This is a genomic window from Nocardioides sp. TRM66260-LWL, assembly GCF_020075545.1.
GTDB lineage: Bacteria > Actinomycetota > Actinomycetes > Propionibacteriales > Nocardioidaceae > Nocardioides.
Genome location: NZ_JAIQZK010000007.1, coordinates 98,538 through 121,233 on the forward strand (window position 1 = coordinate 98,538; position 22,696 = coordinate 121,233).

Here is a 22,696-nt window from a genome sequence, read left to right on the forward strand (position 1 = left end):
GGAGGGCTCAGCCGTCGGAGGCCTGGGCCGCGGCCTGGGTCTCCGAGGTCGCGCCCTCGGTGCTCAGGTGGCCGCCCTTGTCCTCCAGGTGGGCCCGGATGAACCAGTGGAACAGCTCGAGCTGCTCGGTCTGGGCGATGAACATGTCCTGGGTGACCGGGTCGAGCTCCTCGAGCTCCTTGATGCCGGCCCGGTAGCTGGTGATCAGGCCCTGGTAGACGACGTCGAGCGCACCCAGGTGCTCCTGGGTGGTGGCGCGGCCGATGCTGTACTCGTCCCAGCTGCGGCCCTCGACGATCGCGCCGGGGGTGCCCTTCGGCGAGCCGCCGAGGGTCGCGATGCGCTCGGCGAGGTCGTCGGCGAAGCCGCGGACGACCTCGACCTGGGGGTCGATCATCTCGTGGACCGCGATGAAGTGCGGGCCCACGACGTTCCAGTGCACGTGCTTGAGGGTCAGGTGCAGGTCGTTGGCGGCGACGAGCCGCTCCTGCAGGAGCGCGACGACGCGCTCGGCGTCGGCCTGCTCGAGGCCGGGCGTGGTGTAGGCGAGGGAAGCGGAGTTCGGGGTCATGCTCCCTGCCTACCCATCCGCGAGCCCACGGCCTCCACCTGCCGGGGTGGGCGGCGTCGGCTCAGGCGCGTAGCGCGCCGTCCAGCAGCGCCCGCAGCTCGGTGAAGTGGCGCTCCGCGGACGCCTCGTCGTACATGGACGTGTCGGCCATCGTGTAGCCGTGCTGCGCACCGGGGTAGATCTCGTTGCGGTGCGGCCGGCCGGTGCGCTCGGAGGACGCCGTCAGCTCGCGCTCGAGCGTCGCGACCGCCTCGGGGGGCATGGAGGCGTCCTGGTCGGCGTGACCGTAGACGAAGGCCGCCGTCGCGGCGGCGATCTGCAGGTGCGGGCTGTCGGGACCATCGACGACGAGGCCGCCGCCGTGGAAGCCGCCCACGGCCGCGACGACGTCGGGGTGGCGACCGGCGACCCGGGTCGCGAGGCGCGCGCCGAAGCAGTAGCCCGTGACCCCGACCGGCCCGCGAGCGCCGACGGAGCCGGTCAGCGCCTCCAGCCAGGCGTCCGCGTCGGCGTCGGAGAGCTCGGGCGTGAGACCGGCGACCAGGTCCATCACGCCGCCGGCGAAGAACGCCTCGCGGGCGCCGGCCTCGCGTAGATCGCCCTGCGGCGCGAGCTCCGCGGCGGTGCCGGAGCGGTAGAACGGATGGGGTGCGAGGACGCGGTAGCCCCAGCCCGCGATCCGGTCGGCCATCGCGCGGGTCTGCGGGCGCAGGCCGATCGCGTCGACGAACAGCAGGACGCCGGGATCGCCCTCGGCGCCGGCGACGTAGGCCTCGGCGGTGCCGGCCGGGGCGGGGAGCTCGAGATCGTGACCCATGCGGCGAACCTAGCCACGCCGACGCGACCCAGCGGCCGCCGATCGGGTGAGGCGGTGATCGGGTCGAGGCGCGGCTCGGACCGGCCGGTCAGCCGGGCCGGTACACCCCCGGCAGCCCCGCGACCGGACGCCACGCGTCGTCCAGCCCGACGGTCGACTCCGTGGCCCCGAGCATGAGGTACCCGTCGGGCGCCAGGACGCGGCGCATGCGGCGCAGCACCTCGCGCTTGGTCTCGACGTCGAAGTAGATCAGGACGTTGCGCAGCAGGATCACGTCCTGCTGCTCGGCCACCGGGAGCGGACGCGTCAGGTTGACGACCTTGGCGCTCAGCGCAGCCGTGAGCTCCGGCCCGGCGCGCCAGTGCTCGCCGTCGGCGACGAACCAGCGCATCAGCCGCTCGCGTCCCAGACCACGCGCGACCTCGACCCGGCTGTAGCGGCCCTCGCGGGTGCGCTCGACCATGGCGGCGCTCAGGTCGGTGGCGAGCATCTGCACGGCGATGCCCATCATGTCCGGCGTCTCGAAGGCGGTCATGAGGGCGCTGTACGGCTCCTGGCCCGACGAGCAGGCCGCGCTCCAGAGCCGGACGCGGCGAGCCGGACGGGCCCGCACCAGCTCCGGCAGGATCACCCGGCGCAGCGCCGCGAACGGCTCGAGGTCGCGGAACCACAGCGTCTCGTTGGTGGTCAGCGCCTCGACGACCCGCGAGGTCGTGCGCGCCGCCGGGTGGTGGCGCAGGTCGCGGACGAGGTCGGAGAGACCCCGGTAGCCGAGGTCGTGGGCCACCGGCGTGACCCGCGAGCTGACGAGGTAGTCCTTGCCGGACTCCAGCACGATGCCGCTCTCGCGGCGCACCAGGTCGCGCAGGAAGGTGAGGTCGAGCGAGAGCTCCGTCATGGGCGGGTACGCCTGTCTGTGGTCGGCCGGGGTCAGAAGCGGAAGTGGAGGACCTCGGCGCGCAGCTTCTCGGCCATCCGGGCCAGCTCCTCCGCGGCGTCGAGGTTCTGGGCGACCGCCTGGGTCGTCATGGACGTCGCGGTGGCCACGCCGGACACGTTGTGCGCGATCTCGCCCGCGCCCGCGCTGGCGGCGTTGATGATCCGGTTGATCTCGTTGGTCGTGGCCGTCTGCTCCTCGACGGCGGCGGCGATCGTCATCTGGTGGTCGTTGATCGCCACGATCGTGTCGAGGATCTCCGCCATCGCGGCCATCGCGGCCTGCGTCTCCCCCTGGATCGCCTCGACCCGGGCCGAGATGTCCTCGGTGGCGCGGCCGGTGGACTGCGCGAGGTCCTTGACCTCGCCCGCGACGACAGCGAAGCCCTTGCCGAGGTCGCCAGCGCGGGCCGCCTCGATGGTGGCGTTGAGCGCGAGGAGGTTGGTCTGCTCCGCGATCGAGGTGATCACCTTGACCACGTTGCCGATCTCCTGGCTCGCGGTGCCGAGGCGTCCGACCTGGTCGTGGGTGCGCTGGACGACGGTCACGGCGTCGCTGGCGACCCGGGCGGCCTCGTTGGCCGACTGGGCGATCTCGAGGATCGCGGCGCTCATCTGCTCCGAGCCGTCGGAGATGGTGGTGACGTTGCGCGAGACCTCGTTCGCCGCGTCCGAGACCACCGCGGCCTGGGTGGCGGTCTCCTCGGCGCCGGCGGCGATCTGGGTGGAGGACGACGAGAGCTGGCCCGACGCGGTCGCCACCAGCTCGCTGGAGCTCATCACGGTGGAGACGACGTCGGCCACCGAGGCCATCGAGGAGTTGATCGAGCGCTCCAGCTCGCCGAGCTCGGCGGAGGAGCGCTCGGGGACGCGCTGGCTGAGGTCGCCCTCGGAGAAGCGACGCAGCGAGGTCGCGATCGCGCCGAGCGGACGCGTGATGCTGCGGGTGATCAGCCACGCCAGCGCGATCAGCACCGCCAGGGCGAGGCCGCCGACGACGAGCACCGTCATCGACAGGTGCGCGATCGTGGCGTCGAGCGACGCCTGGGAGGTGCTGCGGTCCATCGCGAAGTCGTCGAGCGATCCCTTGATCTGCTCGTCGAGCCGACTGATCGCTCCCTCCACGGCCGGCAGCTCGCGACGCGCCGCCGCGCGGTCCTCGCGCGCCAGCTGGAGGAAGGTCCCCATCGACTTCTCGACGCGGTCGAAGGAGGCGGCGATGTCGGCGGCCTGGCCGGTGTTGTGCTCGTCCAGCGGGAGTCGCTGGAGGTCGGCGAGCGAGCCCCGCGCCTGCGCGATGTCGGCCTCCGCGGCCGCCTGCGCGCCCGACGCGTCGCCGACCAGCGCCTGGTAGGCGGCCGCCTGCACGCGAGCCGAGGAGGCCTCGACCGCGGTCATCAGCGTGCGTCCCTCGGCGATGGCGGAGGCCGCCTGGTTGTCACGGTCGATCGCGCCGGCGCTCCGCTCGGCCGCGAGGCCGATCACCGAGGCCGCCAGCACGCCGGTGGCGGCGATCGCCGCCAGCCGACGACCCACCGTCCACGTCACCTTCACCTGTCCCATCGCACCCCCCTGAGCGACTCGACGGCATCCGTCTGCACCGTCGTCTTCCGGAGGCCCTCATCGGCGCTGAGGACGCGTGCTTGACCTGATCCCGCAGTGCGGACGAACTCGGGACCTTGGTCCCGGGTCCGCGGGACGTCCCGCCCTTCCCGTTGATCGATCGATCAGGCAGGTGGCGCGCAGGTGCGGTGCAGGGTCACCGGAGCAGGATCACCAGGGCAGGTCGTCGTAGGCCGACTCGTCGCTCACCCGGGCCGAGGCGCCGGCGACCGCCGCGACGTCGCCGCGCACCAGCTGGCGGCCGCGCCGCTGCTCGACCTCGCCGTTGACCGTGACCCGACCCGAGGCGATCAGCTCCTTGGCGTCGGCGCCGGACTCCACCAGGTTGGCGAGCTTGAGGAATTGGCCGAGCCGGATCGACTCGTCGCGGATCGGCACGTCGAACGGCTCGGCAGGCTCGGACACGGGGTCCATCCTGCCCGCTCAGCCCAGCACGACCGAGATCGCGTGGATCAGCACGCCGACCAGGCCGCCCACGATCGTGCCGTTGATGCGGATGAACTGCAGATCGCGACCGACGTGCAGCTCGATGCGCTCGGCGGCCTCGCGGCCGTCCCATCGCTCGATGGTGCTGGTGATGACCGACGTGAGCTCGCGCCCGTAGCGGTCGACCGCGAAGACCACGGCGTCCGCGGCGAGTCCGTCGAGCCGCTGGCGCAGCGCGGCGTCCGCGCCCAGCCGCTCGGCGAACCGGGAGAGCTCGACGAGGGCACGGCGGCGCACCTCGCCGTGGGGGTCCTGCAGCGAGCCGACCAGCGCGCGGCGCAGGGCGTCCCACAGCGACACGAAGGTGCCGAGCACCTGCGGCTGGTCGAGCAGCCGGTTCTTCAGCCGCTCCGTGCGCTCGCGGGTGTCGGGGTCCTCGCGCAGGTCGTGCGCCAGCTGGCGCAGGAGGCCGTCGAGCGCCTGCCGCGCGCGGTGGTCGGGCTCGTCGCGGATGTCGCCGACCCAGCGGACCAGCTCGAGGTGCACCCGGGCGGTGACCCGCTCGTTGACGCTGACCGGCGACCACCAGGGCGCGCGCTCGCCGAGCACGTCGGTGACCGTCTCCGGGTTGTCGATCAGCCAGCCGTGCAGCTCCTCCAGCGCGAGGTCGACCAGCCCGTGGTGCAGGTCGTCGCGCATCGCCTCGGCGAGCAGGTTGCCCAGCAGCGGCGAGATCGGCTCCTCGCGGAACCGCGGCACCAGGGCGTCCTCGACCAGGCTGCGCACGTGCTCATCGCGGACCCGGCGCAGCGCGGCGGTGAGCACGGCGGAGCCCTCCTCGACGACGCGCTGCGCGTTCTCCGGCCGCTCCAGCCAGCGCCCCACCCGGGCCGCGACGCCGACGCTGGTCATCCGCTCGCGGATGATCGACTCCTGCAGGAAGTTCTCACCCACGAAGTCCTGCAGGCCGCGACCCAGCTCGTCCTTGCGGCGCGGGATGAGCGCGGTGTGCGGGATCGGCAGCCCCAGCGGGTGCCGGAACAGCGCCGTGACGGCGAACCAGTCGGCCATCGCGCCGACCATCGAGGCCTCGGCGCCGGCGTTGACGAAGCCCCAGACGCCGTCGCGTCCGAGCGTGGCGACGTAGACGATCGCCGCGAAGACCAGCAGGCCGAGCGCGAGCCCGCGCATCTGCCGCAGCTGCCGGCGACGGACCGCGTCGGCGGCGGCGTCGCCCGCGGTCGCCGGGCCGCTCGGCGCGGCCGCGTCCCGCTCCGCGGGCGCGTCGGGACGAGGGTCGGAGGGCCGGGGGACGTCGGGCGGAGCGCTGGTGGTCATCGGGAGGGATCATCTCCCACCCCGCGGAGCCCGAACCACCTGATGGGAGACTGCGGGCATGCCCGCCCCGTCCTCGGACCCGACCCCGACGCGCCCGCCGGGTCGCACGGTGATCACCTTCGGCACCTTCGACGTCTTCCACCTCGGGCACCTGCGGGTCATCGAGCGCGCCGCCGCCCTCGGCGACCGGCTGGTCGTCGGCGTGTCCGCCGATGCCCTCAACCGGCGCAAGAAGGGTCGCGACCCGGTCTTCAGCGAGGGCGAGCGGCTCGCGATCGTCGCCGCCCTCAAGCCGGTCGACGCCGTCTTCCTCGAGGAGAGCCTCGAGCTCAAGCGCAGCTACGTCGAGCGACACCGCGCCGACGTGCTCGTCATGGGCGACGACTGGGCTGGCCGCTTCGACGACCTCCGCGACCTGTGCGAGGTCGTCTACCTGCCGCGCACCCCCGCGATCTCGACCACGGCGCTGATCGAGAAGATCGCCGGCGCGGTCTGACCCCGGAGCCCGTGGCGCCGGCCGCCACCTGACCGCCACCTGACCGCCACCTGACCGCGAGCGCGACCGTCCCGGACGGCGCCGGCGAACGGCCCCGGGGTGAGGCACCCTGGGCGCATGCGTCTGACGCCCCGCCTCGCCGCGCTCCTCACCTCCGCGACCTGCGTCGTCGCGCTCGTGGCCCCGGCGGGAGCGGCACCCGGCCCGACCGTCGGCGGGACCGATCCCGCGCGCGCAGTCGCGACCGAGGCGCTGGCCCGCGTCCGTGCGGTGCTGACGACGCCCGCCGCCGGGGCCGGGAGCGCGCGGCGCGCCGTCCCGGCTGCCGTGCGCGACCGCACCGACCGGCTCTCCCTCGCCCTGCGCGACCTCGCCCTGACCCGCTCGGCGCTCACCGGCCCGGAGCGGCGCGAGGCCGACCGCTACCTCGCCCGGCCCACCGACGGCTTCCTCGACCCGCAGGGCGACGGCTACTCCTCGCCGGAGACCCGGCTGTGCGGGCGCTGGTTCTGCCTGCACTACGTCACCGTCGGCGCCGACGCCCCGCCGAGCCGCGCCTGGGTCGGGCGCACGCTCGCGACGATGAACGCCGTGCGCCGCGCCGAGGTGCAGCGCCTGGGGTACCGGCCACCGGCCAGCGACCGCGCGAGCGCGAGCAACGGCGGCGACGGGCGCTTCGACGTCTACCTCAAGGACGTCGGCGGCCAGGGCATCTACGGCTACTGCGCGCCCCAGGACCGCGTCGGCACCGGCAACAGCTACAGCGGCTACTGCGTGCTCGACGACGACTTCTCCGCCGACCAGTTCTCGGCCGCGCCGATCGACAGCCTCACCGTGACGGCCGCCCACGAGTTCTTCCACGCCATCCAGTTCGACTACGACGCCGGCGAGGACCCCTGGCTGCTGGAGTCCACCGCGACCTGGATGGAGGAGCAGGTCGCCGACGGCGTCGACGACAACCGGCAGTACCTCCCGCAGAGCTCCCTCGCGCGTCCGACGGTGCCGCTCGACCGGTTCGACACCGGCCGCGGCGTGACGCAGTACGGCAACTGGACCTGGTGGCAGTACCTCAGCGAGCGGTACGGCACCGACATCGTGCGGGAGGTCTGGCGGGCCGCGAGCCAGTACCCCGGCGAGGGCGGCCTCGGGTCGCTGGCCGCCGTGCGGTCGGTGCTGGCCCGGCGCGGCGGGCTGCCGGCGCGCCTGGCCGCCTACGCCTCGGCGAACACCGAGCCGGCGCGCTTCTACTCCGAGGGCCGCTTCTGGCCGGCGGCCGCCCGGTCGGGCACCGCGACCCTGCACGCGGACGCGCCGCTGCGGGTGCGCACCGGCATCGACCACCTCGCCGCCCGCGACTACCGCCTGGTGCCCGAGCGCGACCTGCGAGCCGGCACCCGGCTGCGCGTGGCGGTGCGGGCACCGGCGACGACCTCGCCGGCCGCGATGCTGCTGGTGCACCGCCGCGACGGCCGGATCGTCACCCTGCCGGTGCGACTGCGGTCCGGGCGCGGCGCGATCGCCGTCCCCTTCACGCCGGGCGCGGTGCGCTGGGCGACGCTCACGCTGGTGAACGCCTCGACCCGCTACCGCTGCGGCACCGGCGCGAGCACGGACGTGTGCGGCGGGACGCCGGTCGACGACGACCAGCCGTTCGCCTTCAGCGCCTCGGCCCGCTGAGCCCGGAGGCCGGGCTCAGCGCCCGGCGTGGGCGGGCGCGCGGGACGGTGCCGGCGACGGCTTGCCGCCGAGGAGGCCGCCGATCAGTCCGCCCACGGTGCCGGTGACGCCGCCGACGACGTCGGTGAGGCCGTTGACGACCGAGTCGCCGGCGTCGGTGGTGTGGTCGAGCGCGTGGCCCAGCGGCTTGGTGATCGGCGAGATCAGACCGCCGGCGGCCGAGCCGAGGCCGTCGACGAGACCGAGCAGGGTCGGGTCGGCGAGCGTCGAGACCGGCTTGCGGGGCACGGGCACCGGCGTGGTGGTCGGGCCGAGGGTGGGCGAGGACGACGGCGACGGCGACGCGGTCGGGCCGTCCGTGGGCGTCGGGGCCGGCAAGGCGGTGGGCCCGGCGGACGGGCTCGCGGTCGGCTGCGGCAGCACGACCACGCCGGGCACGCTCGGCGGGTCGGCCATGCGGCCGCCCGCGCTCGTCGTCCCGGCGTCGGGCGACGCGGGACCGTCCTGGGCGAGCGGGACGAGGTCGATCGAGCGGTGGATGCGCTGCGCCGCGGGCACCGACGGGCCCGTCAGGGCCGGCAGCACGATCTCCTTGACCACCAGGGTGGCGGCGAGCACGACGACGAAGGCGACGGCCCCCATGCCGATCGCGCCGTAGCCGAGGCGGACGTCGACGACGGCCCGGTTGCGGGTGCGCCACCAGCGAAGGCTCACCTCGGCTCCTCTCAGGTACGGGCGCCGATGGCCGATGGGGGCGGTGGCGCGGGCCGGGCGGGGGTCACCCGGTGAGGGGAGTCTAGGGACCCGGCGGCATCGCCTTGAAGGCCCCGCGCGGTGGATCACCCGCGCGGAGCCGTGGAAATGTCCGATCGGATGACCCGATCGGGCCATGCCGCGCGCCGAAGGGACGACATGCCCCCCGGGGCGTCGGCGACCCGCCGGCCCGGCGCTCAGCCGTCCCGGTCTCCGCGCCCGGCCGGTGCGGAGAGCCGCGCGAGCATCTCGTTGTAGGAGGTCAGCTCCGCGTCGTCGTCCCGATCGGCCTGGCGGTCGCGGCGCCGCGCCTCGCGGGTGTCGCTGCGGTACCACTGCGCGAGCAGCACGAAGAGCACGAGCACCATCGGCACCTCGCCGAGCGCCCACGTCAGGGAGCCCCCGACGTACTGGTCCTGCAGCAGGTCGGAGGCGTACGGCCGCTGCAGCAGCTCGTAGTACCGGCCGCCGATGATCGTCTCGCTGCCCATCACCGCGATCGCGAAGAAGGCGTGGAACGGCATGACGATCAGCCCGAGCCCGAGCCGGGCGAGGTGGCTTAGCCGGTGCGGCACCGGAGCGCTGCCGACCAGCACCTCGTAGTAGAGGTACCCCGCCAGCAGGAAGTGCAGCTCCATCGCGGCGTGGCCGAGGTGGCTCTGCATCAGGTGGGTGAACAGCCCGCTGAAGTAGATGCCGTAGAGGCTGACGACGAAGATCAGGGCCGCGACGACCGGGTGGGTGATGAAGCGCGACCACCGGCTGTTGAGCAGGTCGGCCAGGATCTGCCGCGGGCCGCGTCCACCATCGACGTCCGTGCCGGGCAGGGCCCGCAGCGCCAGCGTGATCGGGGCGCCGAGGACGAGCAGGATCGGCGCCATCATCGACAGCACCATGTGGGAGGCCATGTGGGCGCTGAACATGACGTTCGAGTAGACCCCGAGCCCTCCGACCGTCGCGTAGCCGACCGCGAGCAGGCCCAGCGCGAACGAGACGGTGCGCAGCGGCGACCAGGCGACCCCGCGGCGGCGCAGCGTCACGACGCCGGTCGCGTAGCCCGCGGTGCCCAGCAGCACCACGAGCAGGCCGACGCCGGAGGGCGTCACGGACGTCAGCAGCCGGACGGCGTCGGGCGCGGGCGGCAGCGGGCCGCCGAGCAGCGACTCCGCCACGCTGGTGTACGGCTCCCCCGCCGGCGGGGGCGTGCGCGAGAGGGCCACGCCCAGCCCGACCGCACCGGCCATCAGGCTCAGCTCGGCCGCGGTGACCAGGAGCAGGGCCCGGAGCGCGCCGGGACCCGTCGAGCGGTCGACGAGGGCGCCGCGGACGCGAGCCGCCAGGAGGCCGATGCCGCCGAGCAGCACCACCTTGACGAGCACGGCCCGGCCGTAGTCGGAGGTGACCAGGGTGCCGAGGCCGCCGAGCCGGACGAGCGCGTTGATCGCTCCGGAGACGGCGACGACCCCGAAGCACCACGCCGCCAGCGACGCGAACCGGCGGGTGGCCCGGACCCGGACCTCGGGGACGTCCCCGAGGTGCCACCACAGCGACGCCAGCCCGCCGACCCAGACCGAGACCGCGAGCACGTGCACGAGAAGGCTGACGATCGCCGTGTCGTGGCTGCCTGCGGCGGCCGCGTGGCCGGTGAGCACGGGCGGCACGGCGCCGGCGAGCGCCCCCACCAGCAGCCACCGCACCTCCACCAGCCGGAGCGCCCACCGCGAGGCCAGGGCCACCACGAGGGCGATCGCGGCCTGCACCACCAGCGCCTGACCCTGGTCGACCTGCCGGGCGAAGCCGTAGACGTCGCCGAGGTCGAAGCCGCTCAGCGGCACCGCGAACTGGTCGGACCAGGTGAGCACGAGCGTCGCGAGCGCCGCGACCGCCCACGCGAGGCCCAGCGGTCGCACCGCCCGGACGGCCCGCAGCCCACGGCCGCCGACCTCCTCGCCGCTGGCCGCCGTGACGGTGAGCAGCGGCACCAGCAGGGCGCCCGTGACCAGGATCCCGAGCCCCATCGACATCCAGGTCGCCAGGGGCAGGAGGTAGGCCGTCAGCCGTCCGGGGTCGGGCAGGCCGACCGGCTCGGGCCGGTAGCCGCCGCCGCCGAGCGCGAGGGTCAGCGCGAGCACGACCAGGCTCGCGGCGAGCACGCCCAGGGCCAGCCGACCGCGGAGGGCGAGGGTCATGGACGCGAGCCTCCCCGTCGTCGGAGCAGGAGCACGACGCCACCGCCTAGGACGACGAGGGTGGCGGCGCCGGAGGCGTACGCCGGCCAGGGCGTGCCGCCGTCGGCGGACTGCGCGACCGGGGCCGGGGTGACCGGCGTGCTGGACGGGCTGCTGGAGGTGCCGGGGCTGCTCGGGCTGCTCGAGCTGCTGGGAGAGCCGGCCACGGTGAACGACAGCTGGTCGCTCACCGGGTGGCCGTCGGCGGAGACCGCGCGGTAGGCCATCGTGTAGCGCCCGGGCGCGAGGTCGGCGCGGAGCGACTGGACGACCACGGCGTTCTCGACGCGGGGCGCGCCCTGCGTGACGCTCGTGCCGTCGGCGGCGCGGACGACGACGTACGCGGGCTCGGACATCGCCTCGCTGAAGGTGAAGGTCACCTGCCGCGGCGCGGCGTCGAGGGTCGCGCCGTCGGCGGGGTCGGACGACACCAGCGCGGCGTGCGCGAGCGCCGGCGCGCCGGCGCCGAGCAGCGCCGAGGCGGCCAGGAGCAACCCTGCCGCGAGCCGGGGGAACGCGGCCGGCGCGGCGGATCGGAGCGGACGGGTCACAGCAGGGTCCTCCAGTAGTCCCAGAAGCGCACGAGGATCGCGAGCGCGAAGCCGAGGTACCACAGCGCGACGACGAGGAAGCGCACCTCGTACAGCGCCGCCGCCGCCCGACTGCTCGGCCGCAGCTCGCGGTAGCTGATCGTCCAGGTCCAGGTCGCGAGCAGCAGCGTGACCGCCCACACGACCATGCACCACGGGCAGAGGGCGCCGATCTCGTAGAGGCTCTGGTACGCGAGCCAGTGGACGAACACGACCCCGCCCAGCGCGCCGACGGCCAGGCCGACCTGCATCCAGCGCGGCGGGTGCACCCGGCTGGCGTACAGCACGCCCATCGTCACGACGACGGCGTAGCCGATCAGGCCCAGCATCGGGTTCGGGAAGCCGAACGCCGAGGCCTGCGAGGTGCCGATGACCGAGCCGCAGGAGACCACGGGGTTGAGATCGCAGGACGGACGGAACGTCGGGTCCTCGAGCAGGTGGATCTTGTCGACCATCAGCGTGAAGGCCGCGACCAGCCCGATCGAGCCGAGCACGACCAGCGCGAGCCCGTAGGCCCGCCAGGACGGCAGGGGCCGGCCGTCGGGGTCGAGCCGTGCGTCGGCGGGAGCGACTCCCGAGGACCCGGGGTCCTCGGGAGCCCGGGTGGCGCTCACCCGGCCAGGGCGGCGTCGACGGCCGCCTTCAGCGCGGCGGGGTCGCCCGAGGGCAGCTGCTGGCCGTTGACGAAGATCGTCGGCGTGCCCTGGCCGCCCTGGTCGAAGAACGCCTTCGTGGTGGCGGCCGTCCACGACTCGTAGCGGCCGTCGGTGATGCAGGAGGCGACGTCCTTCGCGCCGGCCTGCTCGGCCAGGCTCACCAGCTGCTCGTCGGGCAGGCCGTCGCCGCCCTCGGCGGGCTGCTGGGCGAAGAGCTCGTCGTGGAACCGCTGCCAGACCGTCGGGCCGGAGGCCATGACGCAGGCCGAGGCGTTGAGCGAGCGGGTGGAGTAGCGGGTGCTCGACGCGCGGTCGAGGAACGCGATGCCGCGGTACTCCACGCGCACGTCCTTCGACGCGGCGTACTGGGCGAGCAGCTGCTTGCCGCCGCTCTCCTCGAACGCGCGGCAGGCGGGGCACTGGAAGTCCTCGACCACCTGCACGGTGACCTTCGGCTTGGCGGCGCCGGCCTTGGCCGCGGCGCCGACCACGAACGCGCCGGAGTCGGTGACCTGGTCGGGCGTGCCCGCGACGGGGGCGCTGGGGTCGCTGGCGGCGGCGGGGCCGGCGTCGTCACCGCCGTTGAGGACGACGAGCGTGACGCCGATCGCGACGACCGCGACGACGAGGCCGACGACGGCCTGGACGAGCAGGCGCCGGCGCGCCCGCGAGCGCTGGGCGGCGCGGACGGTCTCGGCGGCGGCCTCCCGGCGCTGACGCGCGGCGTCGCCGCCGCCGGGGAGGTTCGGGAGGTTGGGCTGGGACTTGCTGGCCATGGTGGCGGCTCCTGGACGAGGTGCTGGGGCCGGTGATCCGGCAGGACGGGGACGGCCGCCGGCGCGTCGACCCGGCCTGGGGATCAGGCCGGACGGACGACGGCGGCAGGCTCCCCAGGCGGGCCGCGGCGCACCCGGGCGCGGGCGTCGTCGAGGCGCAGCGCGAACGGGCCGACCGCGACCGTGCGGTGGCGTGCGACCGTGCCGGCCGGCACCGGGAGGAGCGGACGGGCGAGGCGGTCGAGCAGCCGGGCCAGCGGCCGCGCGGCGAGCGCCGCGACGGTCCAGGCGGCCTGCTCGCCGCGCGCCAGCCACCAGCCGACCAGCGCGGCCGCGGCGACGTGCGCCAGCACCATCGGCAGCTGGGCCGGCTGGAGGTCGGCCCACAGGTGCAGGGCCCAGGCGGGCACCTCGAGACGGGGCGCGGCGGGCGCCGGGCGTCCGGCCATGAGCTGGTCGGCCAGGGAGCCGACGCGATCGGTGCGCGTCCAGACCTCCGGGGGCAGGGCCGGCACCGGCGCCGCGACGGCGGCCGGCGTCGAGGCCGCCCGCACCAGCGGACCGGTGACGCCGTCGCCGCGGTGCCCGGCCACCGCGGTGAGCACCAGGTGCACCAGCGTCTGCCCGCCGATCGTCAGCGCGACCAGCCGGGTCGTCGTGGCGGGTCGGGCGAGCAGGCGGGCGGCGAGCCCGAGCAGCAGCACGCCGAGGCCGACGAACCAGGCCGCGCCGGGCGCGTACCCGCCGGTGGTGACGTGCGCGAGCGTGCCGCCGAGCAGCACCACCAGCGTCAGGGCCGCGGCCCGCAGCAGGCGGACGTCGGACCGCACGGCGGTCTCGGACGTCGGGCTCACGTCTCCATTCTGCCGGGCGGGCGGTCAGGGGGCGGGGAGCAGGTCCGCCCTGGTGGTGGCGCGCACGTCGCCGCGCTCGCCGACCCAGCCGAGGCCGGGCTCGAGCCGGCGCACGATCCGTGCAGGCGTCCCGGCCACCACGCAGTGGTCGGGCACCTCGCCGCGCACCACCGACCCCGCGGCCACGACCACCTGGCGGCCGATGGTGGTGCCGGGGAGCACCACCGCGCCGTGGCCGAGCCAGGAGCCGGCGCCGATGCGCACCGGCTCGTGCGGGCCGAGCTGGCGGCCGATGGGCACGTCCGGGTCGCGGTAGCCGTGCGAGGAGTCGGAGACGAGGACGTCCTGGCCGAGCCAGACGTCGTCCTCGAGCACGATGCGGGTGTGGGCGGTCAGCGTCGACCGGGCGCCGATGACGCAGCGGTCGCCGATCACCAGCGCGCGGGCCGGCGCGTGCGGGTCGCCGGGGCCGTAGCCCACCGACAGCGTCGCCTGGCGCCCGATGAGGACGTCCCGCCCGACGTGCACCGACCCGGTGTTCATCAGCGTCGCCGCCGGGAACCCGAGGCAGCTGCCCTCCCCGAAGGAGCCGAACGCCTCGGCGGCACGGGTGCCCGGCACGATCTCGCCGAGCCGGTCGAGCCGGGCCCAGGCAGCCAGGACCACGCCGTTGAGGCTGCGGCGGAGCGTGCGGCGGAGCGTCTGCCGGAGCGGGTCGGGGAGCATCCGCGCAGCGTAGGACCGCGCGGCGAGGTGTGGCGCGCGTCTCAGGTCGGGGCGTCGCCGAGCAGGGCGACCCGCAGCACGACGATGTCGCCGAGGGCGATCCGCTCCCGGCGTCGGATGTCGGGACGCAGCGGCGCCAGGTAGCCGCCGTCGTGCGGCACCAGCGCGGTGCGCCACGCCGTGGCGCCCAGGCTCAGGAGCACGGGCACGCGACCCCAGGCGTCCGAGCCCGTGGCCGGCGAGGCGGCGATCCGGCGGGCGGTCGGCTCGGGCAGCGTGACGACGTGCCAGGGCACCGGCCCGGTCCAGCGCCAGACCTCGCCGACGACGTCGAACTGCGTCTCCGACCGCACACGCGCCACGGTAGTGAGGGGCGCCAACGGACAGGTCGCGTGCAGGTTCGCGGTGGCATCCTGACGCCGTGACGCAGGCGGGCGGACTGACGGTGGGCGTGGTCGAGGACGATCCGGTGATCCGGCGCGTGGTCGTCGGCGCCCTCGAGCTGGCCGGCCACCGGGCCCTGGTGGCGCACGACGGCGGCGAGGCGCTCAGCCGGCTCACCGACGCCGCGGCGCTGACCGGCGTCGACGTCGTCGTGCTCGACATCGGCCTGCCCGACGCCGACGGTCGCGACGTGTGCCAGGCGCTGCGCACCGCCGGGCAGGTCGCCCCGGTGATCTTCCTGACCGCGCTCGGCGCGGTGCACGACCGGCTCTCCGGCTTCAGCGCCGGCGCGGACGACTACCTGGCCAAGCCGTTCGACGTGAAGGAGCTGCTGGCGCGGGTGGAGGCCCTCGGCCGCCGCGGCCGCCTGGTGGCGCCGCAGACGCCCGGCGACCTCGTCCTCGATCCCGCTCGCCACGCCCTGGCCTGCGGCGGACGCAGCGTCTCCCTCACGCCCACCGAGTTCCGGATGCTCGCGGCCATCACCTCGCGGCCCGGCGAGGTGGTGCGGCGGCGCGCGGTGGTCGCGGCCGCCTGGCCCGACGGCGCGATCGTCAGCGAGAACACCGTCGACAGCTACGTGCGACGACTGCGCGCCAAGCTCGAGGAGATCGCCTCTCCGGTGCGCCTGCACACGGTGCGGGGCGTCGGGTACGAGCTGCGATGACGCGCCTGTGGCGTCCGCGGAGCGTCCGCACCCGGCTGGTGGCCTCGACCGTGCTGGTCACCTTCCTGCTCACGCTGGTCGTCGGCGTCGTGCTGCACCGCGTGCTCGACCGCACGGTGGGGCGCGACGTCGACCAGGTGCTCCGCAGCCGGGCCGACGCGATGGTCACCGTCGTCGTCACGGCCTCCGCCGACACCCCCGGCCGGCTCACGGTGCCCGACGGCGCCCTCACCGCCGGGGTGTGGGTGGTCGACGCGGCCGGACGCACCGTCGCGGGCGCGGTCGAGCCGCAGGCCCGGGCGACCGCGGCCGCGCTCGCCACCGTGCGGGCGCCGGTGCAGCAGGGCGCCGGCGACGACACCCGGGTGCGCGCCCAGCCGTTCGTCACCCGCGACGGCGTCCGCGGCGTCGTCCTGGTCAGCCAGGACACCGGCCCCTACGAGCGCTCGGAGACCTACGCGACCCTGACCATCGTCGTCCTCGGCGCCTTCGCGATGGCCGTGGCCGGCGGCGTGGCGTGGCTGGTCAGCGGGCGGGCGCTGGCGCCGGTGCGCGTCATGGCGGCACGGGCCAGCGAGTGGAGCGAGCACGACCTCGGCCACCGGTTCGCCCTCGGCGAGGGCGACGACGAGCTGACCACGCTGGGCCGCACCCTCGACCGGCTGCTCGACCGGGTGGCGCAGGCCATCCGCGCCGAGCAGCGGCTCACCAGCGAGCTCGCCCACGAGCTGCGCACGCCCCTGACCGGCATCCGCGGCGTCGCCGAGCTCGCCCTGCTGCGCGGCGTCGACGACCCGGCGCTGCGCGCCGACCTGGAGGACGTCGCCCGCTCGGCAGCCGCCATGGCCGACGTGATCACCGCGCTGCTCGACCTCGCCCGCGACGGCCGCGCGGAGGCCGGCCGCGGCTGCGCGCTCGAGGACCTCCTCGCCCGGGTCGCCGAGCACGTCCCGCCCGGCACCGCCCTGGCGGTCGGCCCGCTGCCCTCGGACGCGCGGATCGCCGCCCCGCTCGAGATGGCCCTCGCGGCGCTCTCCCCCGTCGTCGAGAACGCCGGACGGCACGCCGCCTCCAGCGTCCGGCTCGAGGCGACGGAGACCGACGGCGCGCTGCGCGTCCGGGTGGCCGACGACGGAGCGGGGATCGACCCCGCGCTCGGCGCACGGATCTTCGAGTCGGGCTTCAGCGGCGCCGACGGCACCGGGCTCGGGCTGGGCATCGCCCGACGGGTCGCCCGCTCCCTCGGCGGCGACGTCGAGACCGCGCCGGGCGACGGCGCCGGCGCCGCGTTCGTCGTCCGGCTGCCGCTGCTCTCCTGAGCCGGGCCGACCCGCGCGGGTCAGGCGTGGCAGGCGGCGCAGACGCCGAAGAGCTCCAGGGTGTGCGTGACGTCGCGGAAGCCGTGCTCCTGCGCGGCGCGGTCGGCCCACGACTCGACGGCGGGCCCCTCGATCTCCTCGACCCGGCCGCACACCCGGCAGATCAGGTGGTGGTGGTGGCTGCTGCCGCAGCGTCGGTAGCGCACCTCGCCGTCCTCGTCGCGCAGGGTGTCGACGACCTGCTCCTCGGCGAGCGCCTGCAGGTTGCGGTAGACGGTGGAGAGTCCGACGGTCTCGCCGCGGTCGCGGAGCACCTGGTGCACCTGCTGCGCGCTGAGGAACTCCTCGGCGGTGGCCAGCACCTCCTGCACGACGGTGCGCTGACGCGTCGTGCGGCGGGCGCCCGAGGTCGACGTCGTCACAGCCATGCCGCAGAGTCTAGGGGCGCTCAGGGCGCCGCGTCGGGCGCGACCGCCCGCGGGCACTCCGAGCCGCGCGGGAAGCGGTACGGCGCGCCGAGGCGGTACTGCCCGGCGGCCGGCGCGTCGACGATGACCCAGTTGTCGCGCACCCCGCCGTCGGCGCCCGGGGCGGCGCGCGCCTCCTCGACGTCGGTCAGGCACGCCTGGGAGAGCATCGGGCCGATCGCCGGCGGCGTGACGGCGACGCCGCCCGCGCGGGGCTTCGGACCGGGCAGCGGGTCGCCCGCGGAGTCGACGAGGCTCAGCCACGGCGAGGCCGGGATGCGCACGATGATGCGCGCCGCGCGGGGCGTGGTGAGCACCAGGCCGCCGGCGTCGAAGGAGACCACGCGGGCCGGCGCGGAGACCAGCGGCGTGGGGTCGGAGACCTCGTAGAGCTGCCAGTCGGCGTCCGACCAGACCTGGGTGAGGAACGGCAGTCCGCGGCGGATCAGCCGCGCCTCCTCGACCGCCGCCGGGTCGGGGTCGCCCGTGCTGAGCACCACGAACCGCACCGCCCAGCGGTGCAGCCACTCGCGGTACGCGGCGCCCGTGAGCGGCGCGTCGGCGTAGAAGAGGGCGTTGCGCTCGGCGTCGGCCTGGCGGTTCCAGCCGCGCGCGAGCGGGAGGTACGGCGCGATCGCGGAGGCCTCGCGGTGGCTGCGGGTCGGCACGACCTCGACCCGGCCCTGGTCGGCGCCGCGGCTGCGCAGCTGCGCGAGCAGCGGGTCGAGGTCGGTGGTGAAGGCCTCCGGCGCGCGGGTCGTCACCGCGTCGCGAGCGGCGGTGGCGACCTGCCAGGAGGCGGAGGTGAGCAGCGCGATGACCACGCCGACGACCGCCAGACGACGCCCGACGCGGCGCGCGAGCCACGACGTCGAGGCGCCGGCGTCGCAGGCGGCCGCGAGCAGCACGGCGCCGCCGAAGATGAGGCCCAGGCGGCTGATGTTGGTGCCGATCGGCGACGGCACGAGCCAGGCCAGCAGGACGAAGAGCACGTAGAGCGCCCCGCCCGCCCGCAGCAGGCGCCACGAGCGCGGCACGAGCAGCACCACGCACAGCCCCGCGATGACCGGCAGGACGGCGGAGTTCCACGCCATGGGCTGCCGGCCGGAGAAGGGGAACAGCACCGAGGAGCCGGCGACCACGAGCACCGGCGGCACGCCCAGGGCGTAGGACGCCGCCGGGCGGCGCGCCACCCACAGCGTCGCGGCCACGAGCCCGAGGAACAGGCCCGCGACGGGACTCGCGGCGGTGGCCAGCGCGGCGCTGACGGCCGCGAGCAGGCCGCGACGACGCCGCGCGGCGCGCGTGGGCGTCGAGGCGGGCGTCGGCCAGGCGAAGACGACGCACAGCGCGGCGAGGGCGAACATGGTGCCGAGGACGAAGGTGACGCGTCCCGACACCGAGTTGCCGAACAGCGCCACGACCAGGCCCAGCACGGGCCACCACCGCTGGCGTCCGGTGGGCAGCCGGCTCGCGACGAGCCAGGCGAAGAGCGCGCCGGCGCCGGTCGCGGCCAGGATCATCGTCGAGCGCACGCCGAGCAGCGCCATCAGGTAGGGCGAGAGCACGCTGTACGAGACCGGGTGCATGCCGCCGTACCAGGCGAGGTTGTAGGCCGAGCCGGGGTGCGAGCGGGCGAACTCCGCCCAGGCGTCCTGGGCGGCGATGTCGCCGCCGGAGTCGGCCAGCAGCCACCACCAGACGAGCTGGAGGCCGAGGGAGAGCACGACCGCGGCGAGCACCAGCCGGCCGGCGTCGGCCGGGCCGTCCACGAGGCGGCGCACCAGGGGACGGGGAACCCGCTCGCCGGCGCGCGGACGCGCGGGGGCGCCGTGCGGGTCGACGACGTGGGCAGCGCGGGGCGAGGGGGAGGGTCGGGGCGCCGGGGAGGGCGCGGTGTCGCGCGGCCCGACGTCGAGGCTCACCCGAACACGCGGCCGCGGTGCTGGGGGGCGCGCGGGGGGCGCGGTACCGGGGCCGTCACGGGCCAGAGGCTACCCGTTGGGGGCCGTTCCACGCCCGTTCACGGGCCGCACCCGCCGGCGTCGCGCGTCCATCGCCTGCCCATCGCCTGCCCATCGCCGGGACGACGGCGAGGCAGCGGCCCCTACGCTCGGCGCCGTGACGCTCCCGACGACGCCGGACGCCGAGGCCCTCCTGCTCGCGGCCTGCGCGCTGCACGCCGGCTTCCAGTCCGTCGTGACCGTGCTGGTCTACCCGGCCCTGGCCGAGGTGCCCACGGCCGGGTGGCGCACCGCCCACGACCGCCACTCGCGGCGGATCACGCCGATCGTCGGCGCGGTCTACGCCGCCGTCCTGGCCGCCTGCGGGCTGGCGCTCGCGCGGACGGATCCCGACGCGGGCCTCGTGCTCGCCCTCGGCGGCACCGGTCTGGCGCTGGCGACGACCGCATTGGCCGCGGCACCGCTGCACGGCCGGCTGGGGGCGCTGGCCGATCCCGCCGAGCGCGGCCCTCTGGTGGCCCGGCTCCTGGTCGTCGATCGCGTGCGCTGGGCCGGCACCCTGATCGCGCTGGCGGGCGCCCTGCTCGTACTGGCCTGAGCCGCGGTCGCCCCCTCCCCCGGAGGAGCCGGGAACAACCCCTGCGGCGGCACCGTTGCGTCCGTCGCCCGCCGCCGGCACTCGAGGAGGAACCATGAAGGCCATCTGGCACGGCACCGTGATCGCCGAGAGCGACGACACCGTCGTCGTCGAGGGCAACCACTACTTCCCGCGGGCGGCGGTGGCCGACGAGTTCGTCAAGCCGTCCGAGCGCACCTCGGTCTGCCCGTGGAAGGGCACCGCGTCGTACTACGACGTCGAGGTCGACGGCGTGCGCAACGTCGACGCCGCCTGGTACTACCCCGACCCGAAGCCCGCGGCCAGCGAGATCGCCGGTCGCGTGGCGTTCTGGAAGGGCGTCGAGGTCACGGCCTGAGGGCCAGCACGAGTGCGAAGTCGCCGTCGGTCCACCAGCCCGCGGGCTCGAGACCGGCGGCGACGAGCTCGGCGCAGATGCCCTCGCGGCGGAACTTCGCCGAGATCTCGGTGCGCATCTCCTCGCCCTCGGCGAAGGCGAGGTCCAGGTCGAGGTCGGGCACCCGCACCCGCAGGTCGCGGCGGGCGCGCAGGCGCATCTCGATCCACTCCGCCTCGGCGTCCCACACGGCCACGTGGTCGAAGTCGTCGGGGTCGAAGTCGGCGCCGAGCTGGCGGTCGAGCACCCGCAGGACGTTGCGGTTGAACGCGGCGGTGACGCCCGCGGCGTCGTCGTAGGCCGCCACGAGCCGGGCCGGGTCCTTGACCAGGTCGACGCCGAGGAGCACCGACTCCCCCGACGTCAGCCCGCCGGCGAGGTCGGTCAGGAACCGGGCGCGCTGCGCGGGGTCGAGGTTGCCGAGGGTGCCGCCCAGGAACGCGACCAGGCGACGGCCCGGCGCCGGCAGCTGCCGCAGGTGGCGCTCGAAGTCGGCGACGACGCCGGTGACCCGCACCGCGGGGCGCTCGCGCGCCAGCAGCTCCAACGCCCCGTGCAGGGCGCCGGGGCTGACGTCGACGGCCACGTAGTCGGCCAGGGTGCCGGCGGCGGCGAGGGCGCCGAGGAGCAGTCCGGTCTTCTCCGACGACCCCGACCCGAGCTCGACGAGCGCCTCCGCGCCGCTGGCGGCCGCGATGTCGTCGGCATGCGCCGCGAGCAGGGCCCGCTCGGCGCGGGTCTGGTAGTACTCCGGCAGTCGCGTGATGTCCTCGAAGAGCTCGCTGCCGGCGTCGTCGTAGAAGTACTTCGGCGGCAGCGTGCGGGACGCGGCGGTGAGCCCCACCCGCGCGTCGTGCAGGAGGCCCTCGCGCAGGGCGTCGGGCTCGAGCAGGACGAGCAGCTCGGGCAGCTCGCGGGTGGGCGCGGACGGGGTGGCGGGCATGGCGGGCCTTCCGAGAGGGGGAGGAGGCGCGGCGCTCAGGACGAGCGCCGCGCGGGGGTGCCGCCGTCGGCGAGGCGCAGCCCGGTGAGGGGCCAGCGGGCGCCGGCGGGGAAGAAGTTGCGGTAGGTGGTGCGGGCGTGGCCGGGCGGCGTCAGCGCGCAGCCGCCGCGCAGCACCATCTGGCCGGACATGAACTTGCCGTTGTACTCGCCGATCGCGCCCTCGGCGGCCTCGAAGCCCGGGTAGGGGAGGTAGGCCGAGGAGGTCCACTCCCAGCAGTCGCCGAGCACCTGGCGCAGGCGTCCGGTGGCGGGGCCCGCGGGCCGGGCGTGGAAGGTCTCGCCGTCGGCGAGGTTGGCGCCGGGCTCGACGAGGTCGGGCTGCGAGGCGGCGTGCTCCCACTCGCCCTCGGTGGGCAGGCGCTTGCCGGCCCAGGTGGCGTAGGCGTCGGCCTCGTAGTGGCTCAGGTGCGTGACGGGCAGCCCGGGGTTGATCGGCCACGTGCCGTGCAGGGTGTGCTCGAGCCACACGCCGTCGTGCTGCGTCCAGTAGAACGGCGCCTCCCAGCCCTCGGTGCGGACCCGCCCCCAGCCGTCGGAGAGCCAGAGGTCGGAGCGGCGGTAGCCGCCGTCGGCCATGAACTCCAGCCACTCGCCGTTGGTGACCAGCCGGTCGGCCAGCCGGTACGGCTCGAGCCACTGGCGGTGCCGCGGCAGCTCGTTGTCGAAGCAGAAGCCGGAGCCCTCGTGGCCGAGCTCGACGAGCCCGCCCTCGACGTCGACCCAGCCCAGCGCGTCCGGCTCGACGCGCGGCGTCGGACGTCCGGCGTAGACGGGCTGCAGCGGGTTGAGGCTGAGCACGTGCTTGATGTCCATGAGCAGCAGCTCCTGGTGCTGCTGCTCGTGGTGGAAGCCGAGCTCGATCGTGTCGAGCACCGAGCGCAGGGCGCCGCCGTCGAGACCGGAGACGAGGTCGCGGACGCGGTCGTCGACCTGGCTGCGGTAGCGGCCGACGTCGTGCGCGCCGGGCCGCGAGATCGCACCGCGCTGGTGGCGGGCATACCGCGGGCCGACGGCCTCGTAGTAGGAGTTGAAGAGGAACCAGTACTGGTCCTGGAACGGCGCGAACCGGGGCTCGTGCTCGGCCAGCAGGAAGGTCTCGAAGAACCAGGTGACGTGCGCCCGGTGCCACTTGGTCGGCGACACGTCGGGCATCGACTGCACGGTCTGGTCCTCGGGCGAGAGCGGCGCGGCCAGGCGCTCGGTGTGCGCGCGGACGGCGTCGTAGCGGGCGAGCAGCGCCGAGGCGTCGGGCTCCGTCGAGGCGTCGGCGGCCGGGACGGTGCCGACGGGGAGGGTTGCGGCGTCCATGCGTCGACTCTGTCAGGTTCCCGGTCGGGGGCGGTCAGCGAG

24 protein-coding genes are annotated in these 22,696 nt (G+C 75.5%); 6 read left to right on the top strand and 18 right to left on the bottom strand.

What is annotated here, in order from left to right:
* Positions 1-7: 7 nt before the first annotated feature.
* The 6 genes from K8Z61_RS15590 to K8Z61_RS15615 all read right to left on the bottom strand — a co-directional run bounded on the left by K8Z61_RS15590 (position 8) and on the right by K8Z61_RS15615 (position 5,711).
* Complete coding sequence (locus tag K8Z61_RS15590) at positions 8-571, bottom strand: Dps family protein (protein ID WP_224130856.1); 564 nt, start codon at positions 569-571, stop codon at positions 8-10.
* A gap of 61 nt (positions 572-632) precedes the next feature.
* Positions 633-1,388 (bottom strand): dienelactone hydrolase family protein, encoded by a 756-nt coding sequence (locus K8Z61_RS15595; RefSeq protein ID WP_224130857.1) that lies wholly within the window; start codon positions 1,386-1,388, stop codon positions 633-635.
* Positions 1,389-1,476: 88 nt separating this feature from the next.
* Entirely contained in the window at positions 1,477-2,286 is an 810-nt protein-coding gene (locus tag K8Z61_RS15600) for a protein-glutamate O-methyltransferase CheR (RefSeq protein ID WP_224130858.1), read from the bottom strand.
* Between the two features lie 32 nt (positions 2,287-2,318).
* The gene (locus K8Z61_RS15605) at positions 2,319-3,887 is read right to left on the bottom strand and encodes a methyl-accepting chemotaxis protein (RefSeq protein WP_224130860.1); all 1,569 of its coding nucleotides are present in this window, start codon (positions 3,885-3,887) and stop codon (positions 2,319-2,321) included.
* A gap of 210 nt (positions 3,888-4,097) precedes the next feature.
* A complete protein-coding gene (locus K8Z61_RS15610; RefSeq protein WP_374227975.1) occupies positions 4,098-4,352 on the bottom strand; it encodes an RNA-binding S4 domain-containing protein in 255 nt (84 codons plus the stop codon).
* A gap of 18 nt (positions 4,353-4,370) precedes the next feature.
* On the bottom strand, positions 4,371-5,711 hold the full coding sequence (locus K8Z61_RS15615) for a DUF445 domain-containing protein (protein ID WP_224130861.1): 1,341 nt from the start codon (positions 5,709-5,711) through the stop codon (positions 4,371-4,373).
* 58 nt (positions 5,712-5,769) lie between these two features.
* Here K8Z61_RS15615 and K8Z61_RS15620 point away from each other — a divergent pair, with 58 nt between their 5' ends.
* Both K8Z61_RS15620 and K8Z61_RS15625 read left to right on the top strand, forming a co-directional pair.
* Complete coding sequence (locus K8Z61_RS15620; protein ID WP_224130862.1) at positions 5,770-6,207, top strand: adenylyltransferase/cytidyltransferase family protein; 438 nt, start codon at positions 5,770-5,772, stop codon at positions 6,205-6,207.
* 117 nt (positions 6,208-6,324) lie between these two features.
* The gene (locus K8Z61_RS15625) at positions 6,325-7,884 is read left to right on the top strand and encodes an MXAN_6640 family putative metalloprotease (RefSeq protein ID WP_224130864.1); all 1,560 of its coding nucleotides are present in this window, start codon (positions 6,325-6,327) and stop codon (positions 7,882-7,884) included.
* Positions 7,885-7,899: 15 nt separating this feature from the next.
* Here the strand turns inward: K8Z61_RS15625 and K8Z61_RS15630 are convergent, their stop codons facing one another.
* The 8 genes from K8Z61_RS15630 to K8Z61_RS15665 all read right to left on the bottom strand — a co-directional run bounded on the left by K8Z61_RS15630 (position 7,900) and on the right by K8Z61_RS15665 (position 14,820).
* Entirely contained in the window at positions 7,900-8,598 is a 699-nt protein-coding gene (locus K8Z61_RS15630; protein WP_224130865.1) for a hypothetical protein, read from the bottom strand.
* A 236-nt stretch (positions 8,599-8,834) separates the two neighbouring features.
* Positions 8,835-10,826 (bottom strand): cytochrome c oxidase assembly protein, encoded by a 1,992-nt coding sequence (locus K8Z61_RS15635; protein WP_224130866.1) that lies wholly within the window; start codon positions 10,824-10,826, stop codon positions 8,835-8,837.
* Complete coding sequence (locus K8Z61_RS15640) at positions 10,823-11,416, bottom strand: copper resistance CopC family protein (protein ID WP_224130868.1); 594 nt, start codon at positions 11,414-11,416, stop codon at positions 10,823-10,825. The genes K8Z61_RS15635 and K8Z61_RS15640 overlap by 4 nt, the downstream gene beginning before the upstream one ends.
* Positions 11,413-12,069, bottom strand: a complete 657-nt coding sequence (locus tag K8Z61_RS15645; protein WP_224130869.1) for a vitamin K epoxide reductase family protein — start codon at positions 12,067-12,069, stop codon at positions 11,413-11,415. The genes K8Z61_RS15640 and K8Z61_RS15645 overlap by 4 nt, the downstream gene beginning before the upstream one ends.
* Positions 12,066-12,887 (bottom strand): thioredoxin domain-containing protein, encoded by an 822-nt coding sequence (locus K8Z61_RS15650; protein WP_224130870.1) that lies wholly within the window; start codon positions 12,885-12,887, stop codon positions 12,066-12,068. The genes K8Z61_RS15645 and K8Z61_RS15650 overlap by 4 nt, the downstream gene beginning before the upstream one ends.
* Positions 12,888-12,970: 83 nt before the next feature.
* Complete coding sequence (locus tag K8Z61_RS15655; RefSeq protein WP_224130871.1) at positions 12,971-13,741, bottom strand: hypothetical protein; 771 nt, start codon at positions 13,739-13,741, stop codon at positions 12,971-12,973.
* Between the two features lie 24 nt (positions 13,742-13,765).
* Positions 13,766-14,467, bottom strand: coding sequence for a DapH/DapD/GlmU-related protein (locus K8Z61_RS15660; RefSeq protein ID WP_224130872.1), 702 nt, complete (start codon positions 14,465-14,467; stop codon positions 13,766-13,768).
* 41 nt (positions 14,468-14,508) lie between these two features.
* On the bottom strand, positions 14,509-14,820 hold the full coding sequence (locus K8Z61_RS15665) for a DUF1905 domain-containing protein (protein ID WP_224130873.1): 312 nt from the start codon (positions 14,818-14,820) through the stop codon (positions 14,509-14,511).
* Between the two features lie 68 nt (positions 14,821-14,888).
* On the opposite strand from K8Z61_RS15665, the gene K8Z61_RS15670 reads away from it, so the two are divergent.
* Both K8Z61_RS15670 and K8Z61_RS15675 read left to right on the top strand, forming a co-directional pair.
* On the top strand, positions 14,889-15,578 hold the full coding sequence (locus K8Z61_RS15670) for a response regulator transcription factor (RefSeq protein WP_224130874.1): 690 nt from the start codon (positions 14,889-14,891) through the stop codon (positions 15,576-15,578).
* Positions 15,575-16,897, top strand: a complete 1,323-nt coding sequence (locus tag K8Z61_RS15675; RefSeq protein WP_224130876.1) for a HAMP domain-containing sensor histidine kinase — start codon at positions 15,575-15,577, stop codon at positions 16,895-16,897. The genes K8Z61_RS15670 and K8Z61_RS15675 overlap by 4 nt, the downstream gene beginning before the upstream one ends.
* A 20-nt stretch (positions 16,898-16,917) precedes the next feature.
* Here K8Z61_RS15675 and K8Z61_RS15680 read toward each other — a convergent pair whose 3' ends face one another.
* A complete protein-coding gene (locus tag K8Z61_RS15680; RefSeq protein WP_224130877.1) occupies positions 16,918-17,325 on the bottom strand; it encodes a Fur family transcriptional regulator in 408 nt (135 codons plus the stop codon).
* A 20-nt stretch (positions 17,326-17,345) separates the two neighbouring features.
* Positions 17,346-19,289, bottom strand: a complete 1,944-nt coding sequence (locus K8Z61_RS15685) for an MFS transporter (protein ID WP_224130878.1) — start codon at positions 19,287-19,289, stop codon at positions 17,346-17,348.
* Positions 19,290-19,485: 196 nt separating this feature from the next.
* On the opposite strand from K8Z61_RS15685, the gene K8Z61_RS15690 reads away from it, so the two are divergent.
* Positions 19,486-19,926, top strand: a complete 441-nt coding sequence (locus K8Z61_RS15690; protein WP_224130879.1) for a hypothetical protein — start codon at positions 19,486-19,488, stop codon at positions 19,924-19,926.
* Between the two features lie 94 nt (positions 19,927-20,020).
* Positions 20,021-20,302, top strand: coding sequence for a DUF427 domain-containing protein (locus tag K8Z61_RS15695; RefSeq protein WP_224130880.1), 282 nt, complete (start codon positions 20,021-20,023; stop codon positions 20,300-20,302).
* On the opposite strand, the gene egtD is transcribed toward K8Z61_RS15695, so the two are convergent.
* Together egtD and egtB are read right to left on the bottom strand one after the other, a co-directional pair.
* The gene (gene egtD / locus K8Z61_RS15700) at positions 20,292-21,284 is read right to left on the bottom strand and encodes an L-histidine N(alpha)-methyltransferase (protein WP_224130881.1); all 993 of its coding nucleotides are present in this window, start codon (positions 21,282-21,284) and stop codon (positions 20,292-20,294) included. The two genes, K8Z61_RS15695 and egtD, sit on opposite strands and share 11 nt — an antisense overlap.
* 35 nt (positions 21,285-21,319) lie before the next feature.
* Positions 21,320-22,654, bottom strand: coding sequence for an ergothioneine biosynthesis protein EgtB (egtB, locus tag K8Z61_RS15705; RefSeq protein ID WP_224130882.1), 1,335 nt, complete (start codon positions 22,652-22,654; stop codon positions 21,320-21,322).
* Between the last annotated feature and the right edge of the window lie 42 nt (positions 22,655-22,696).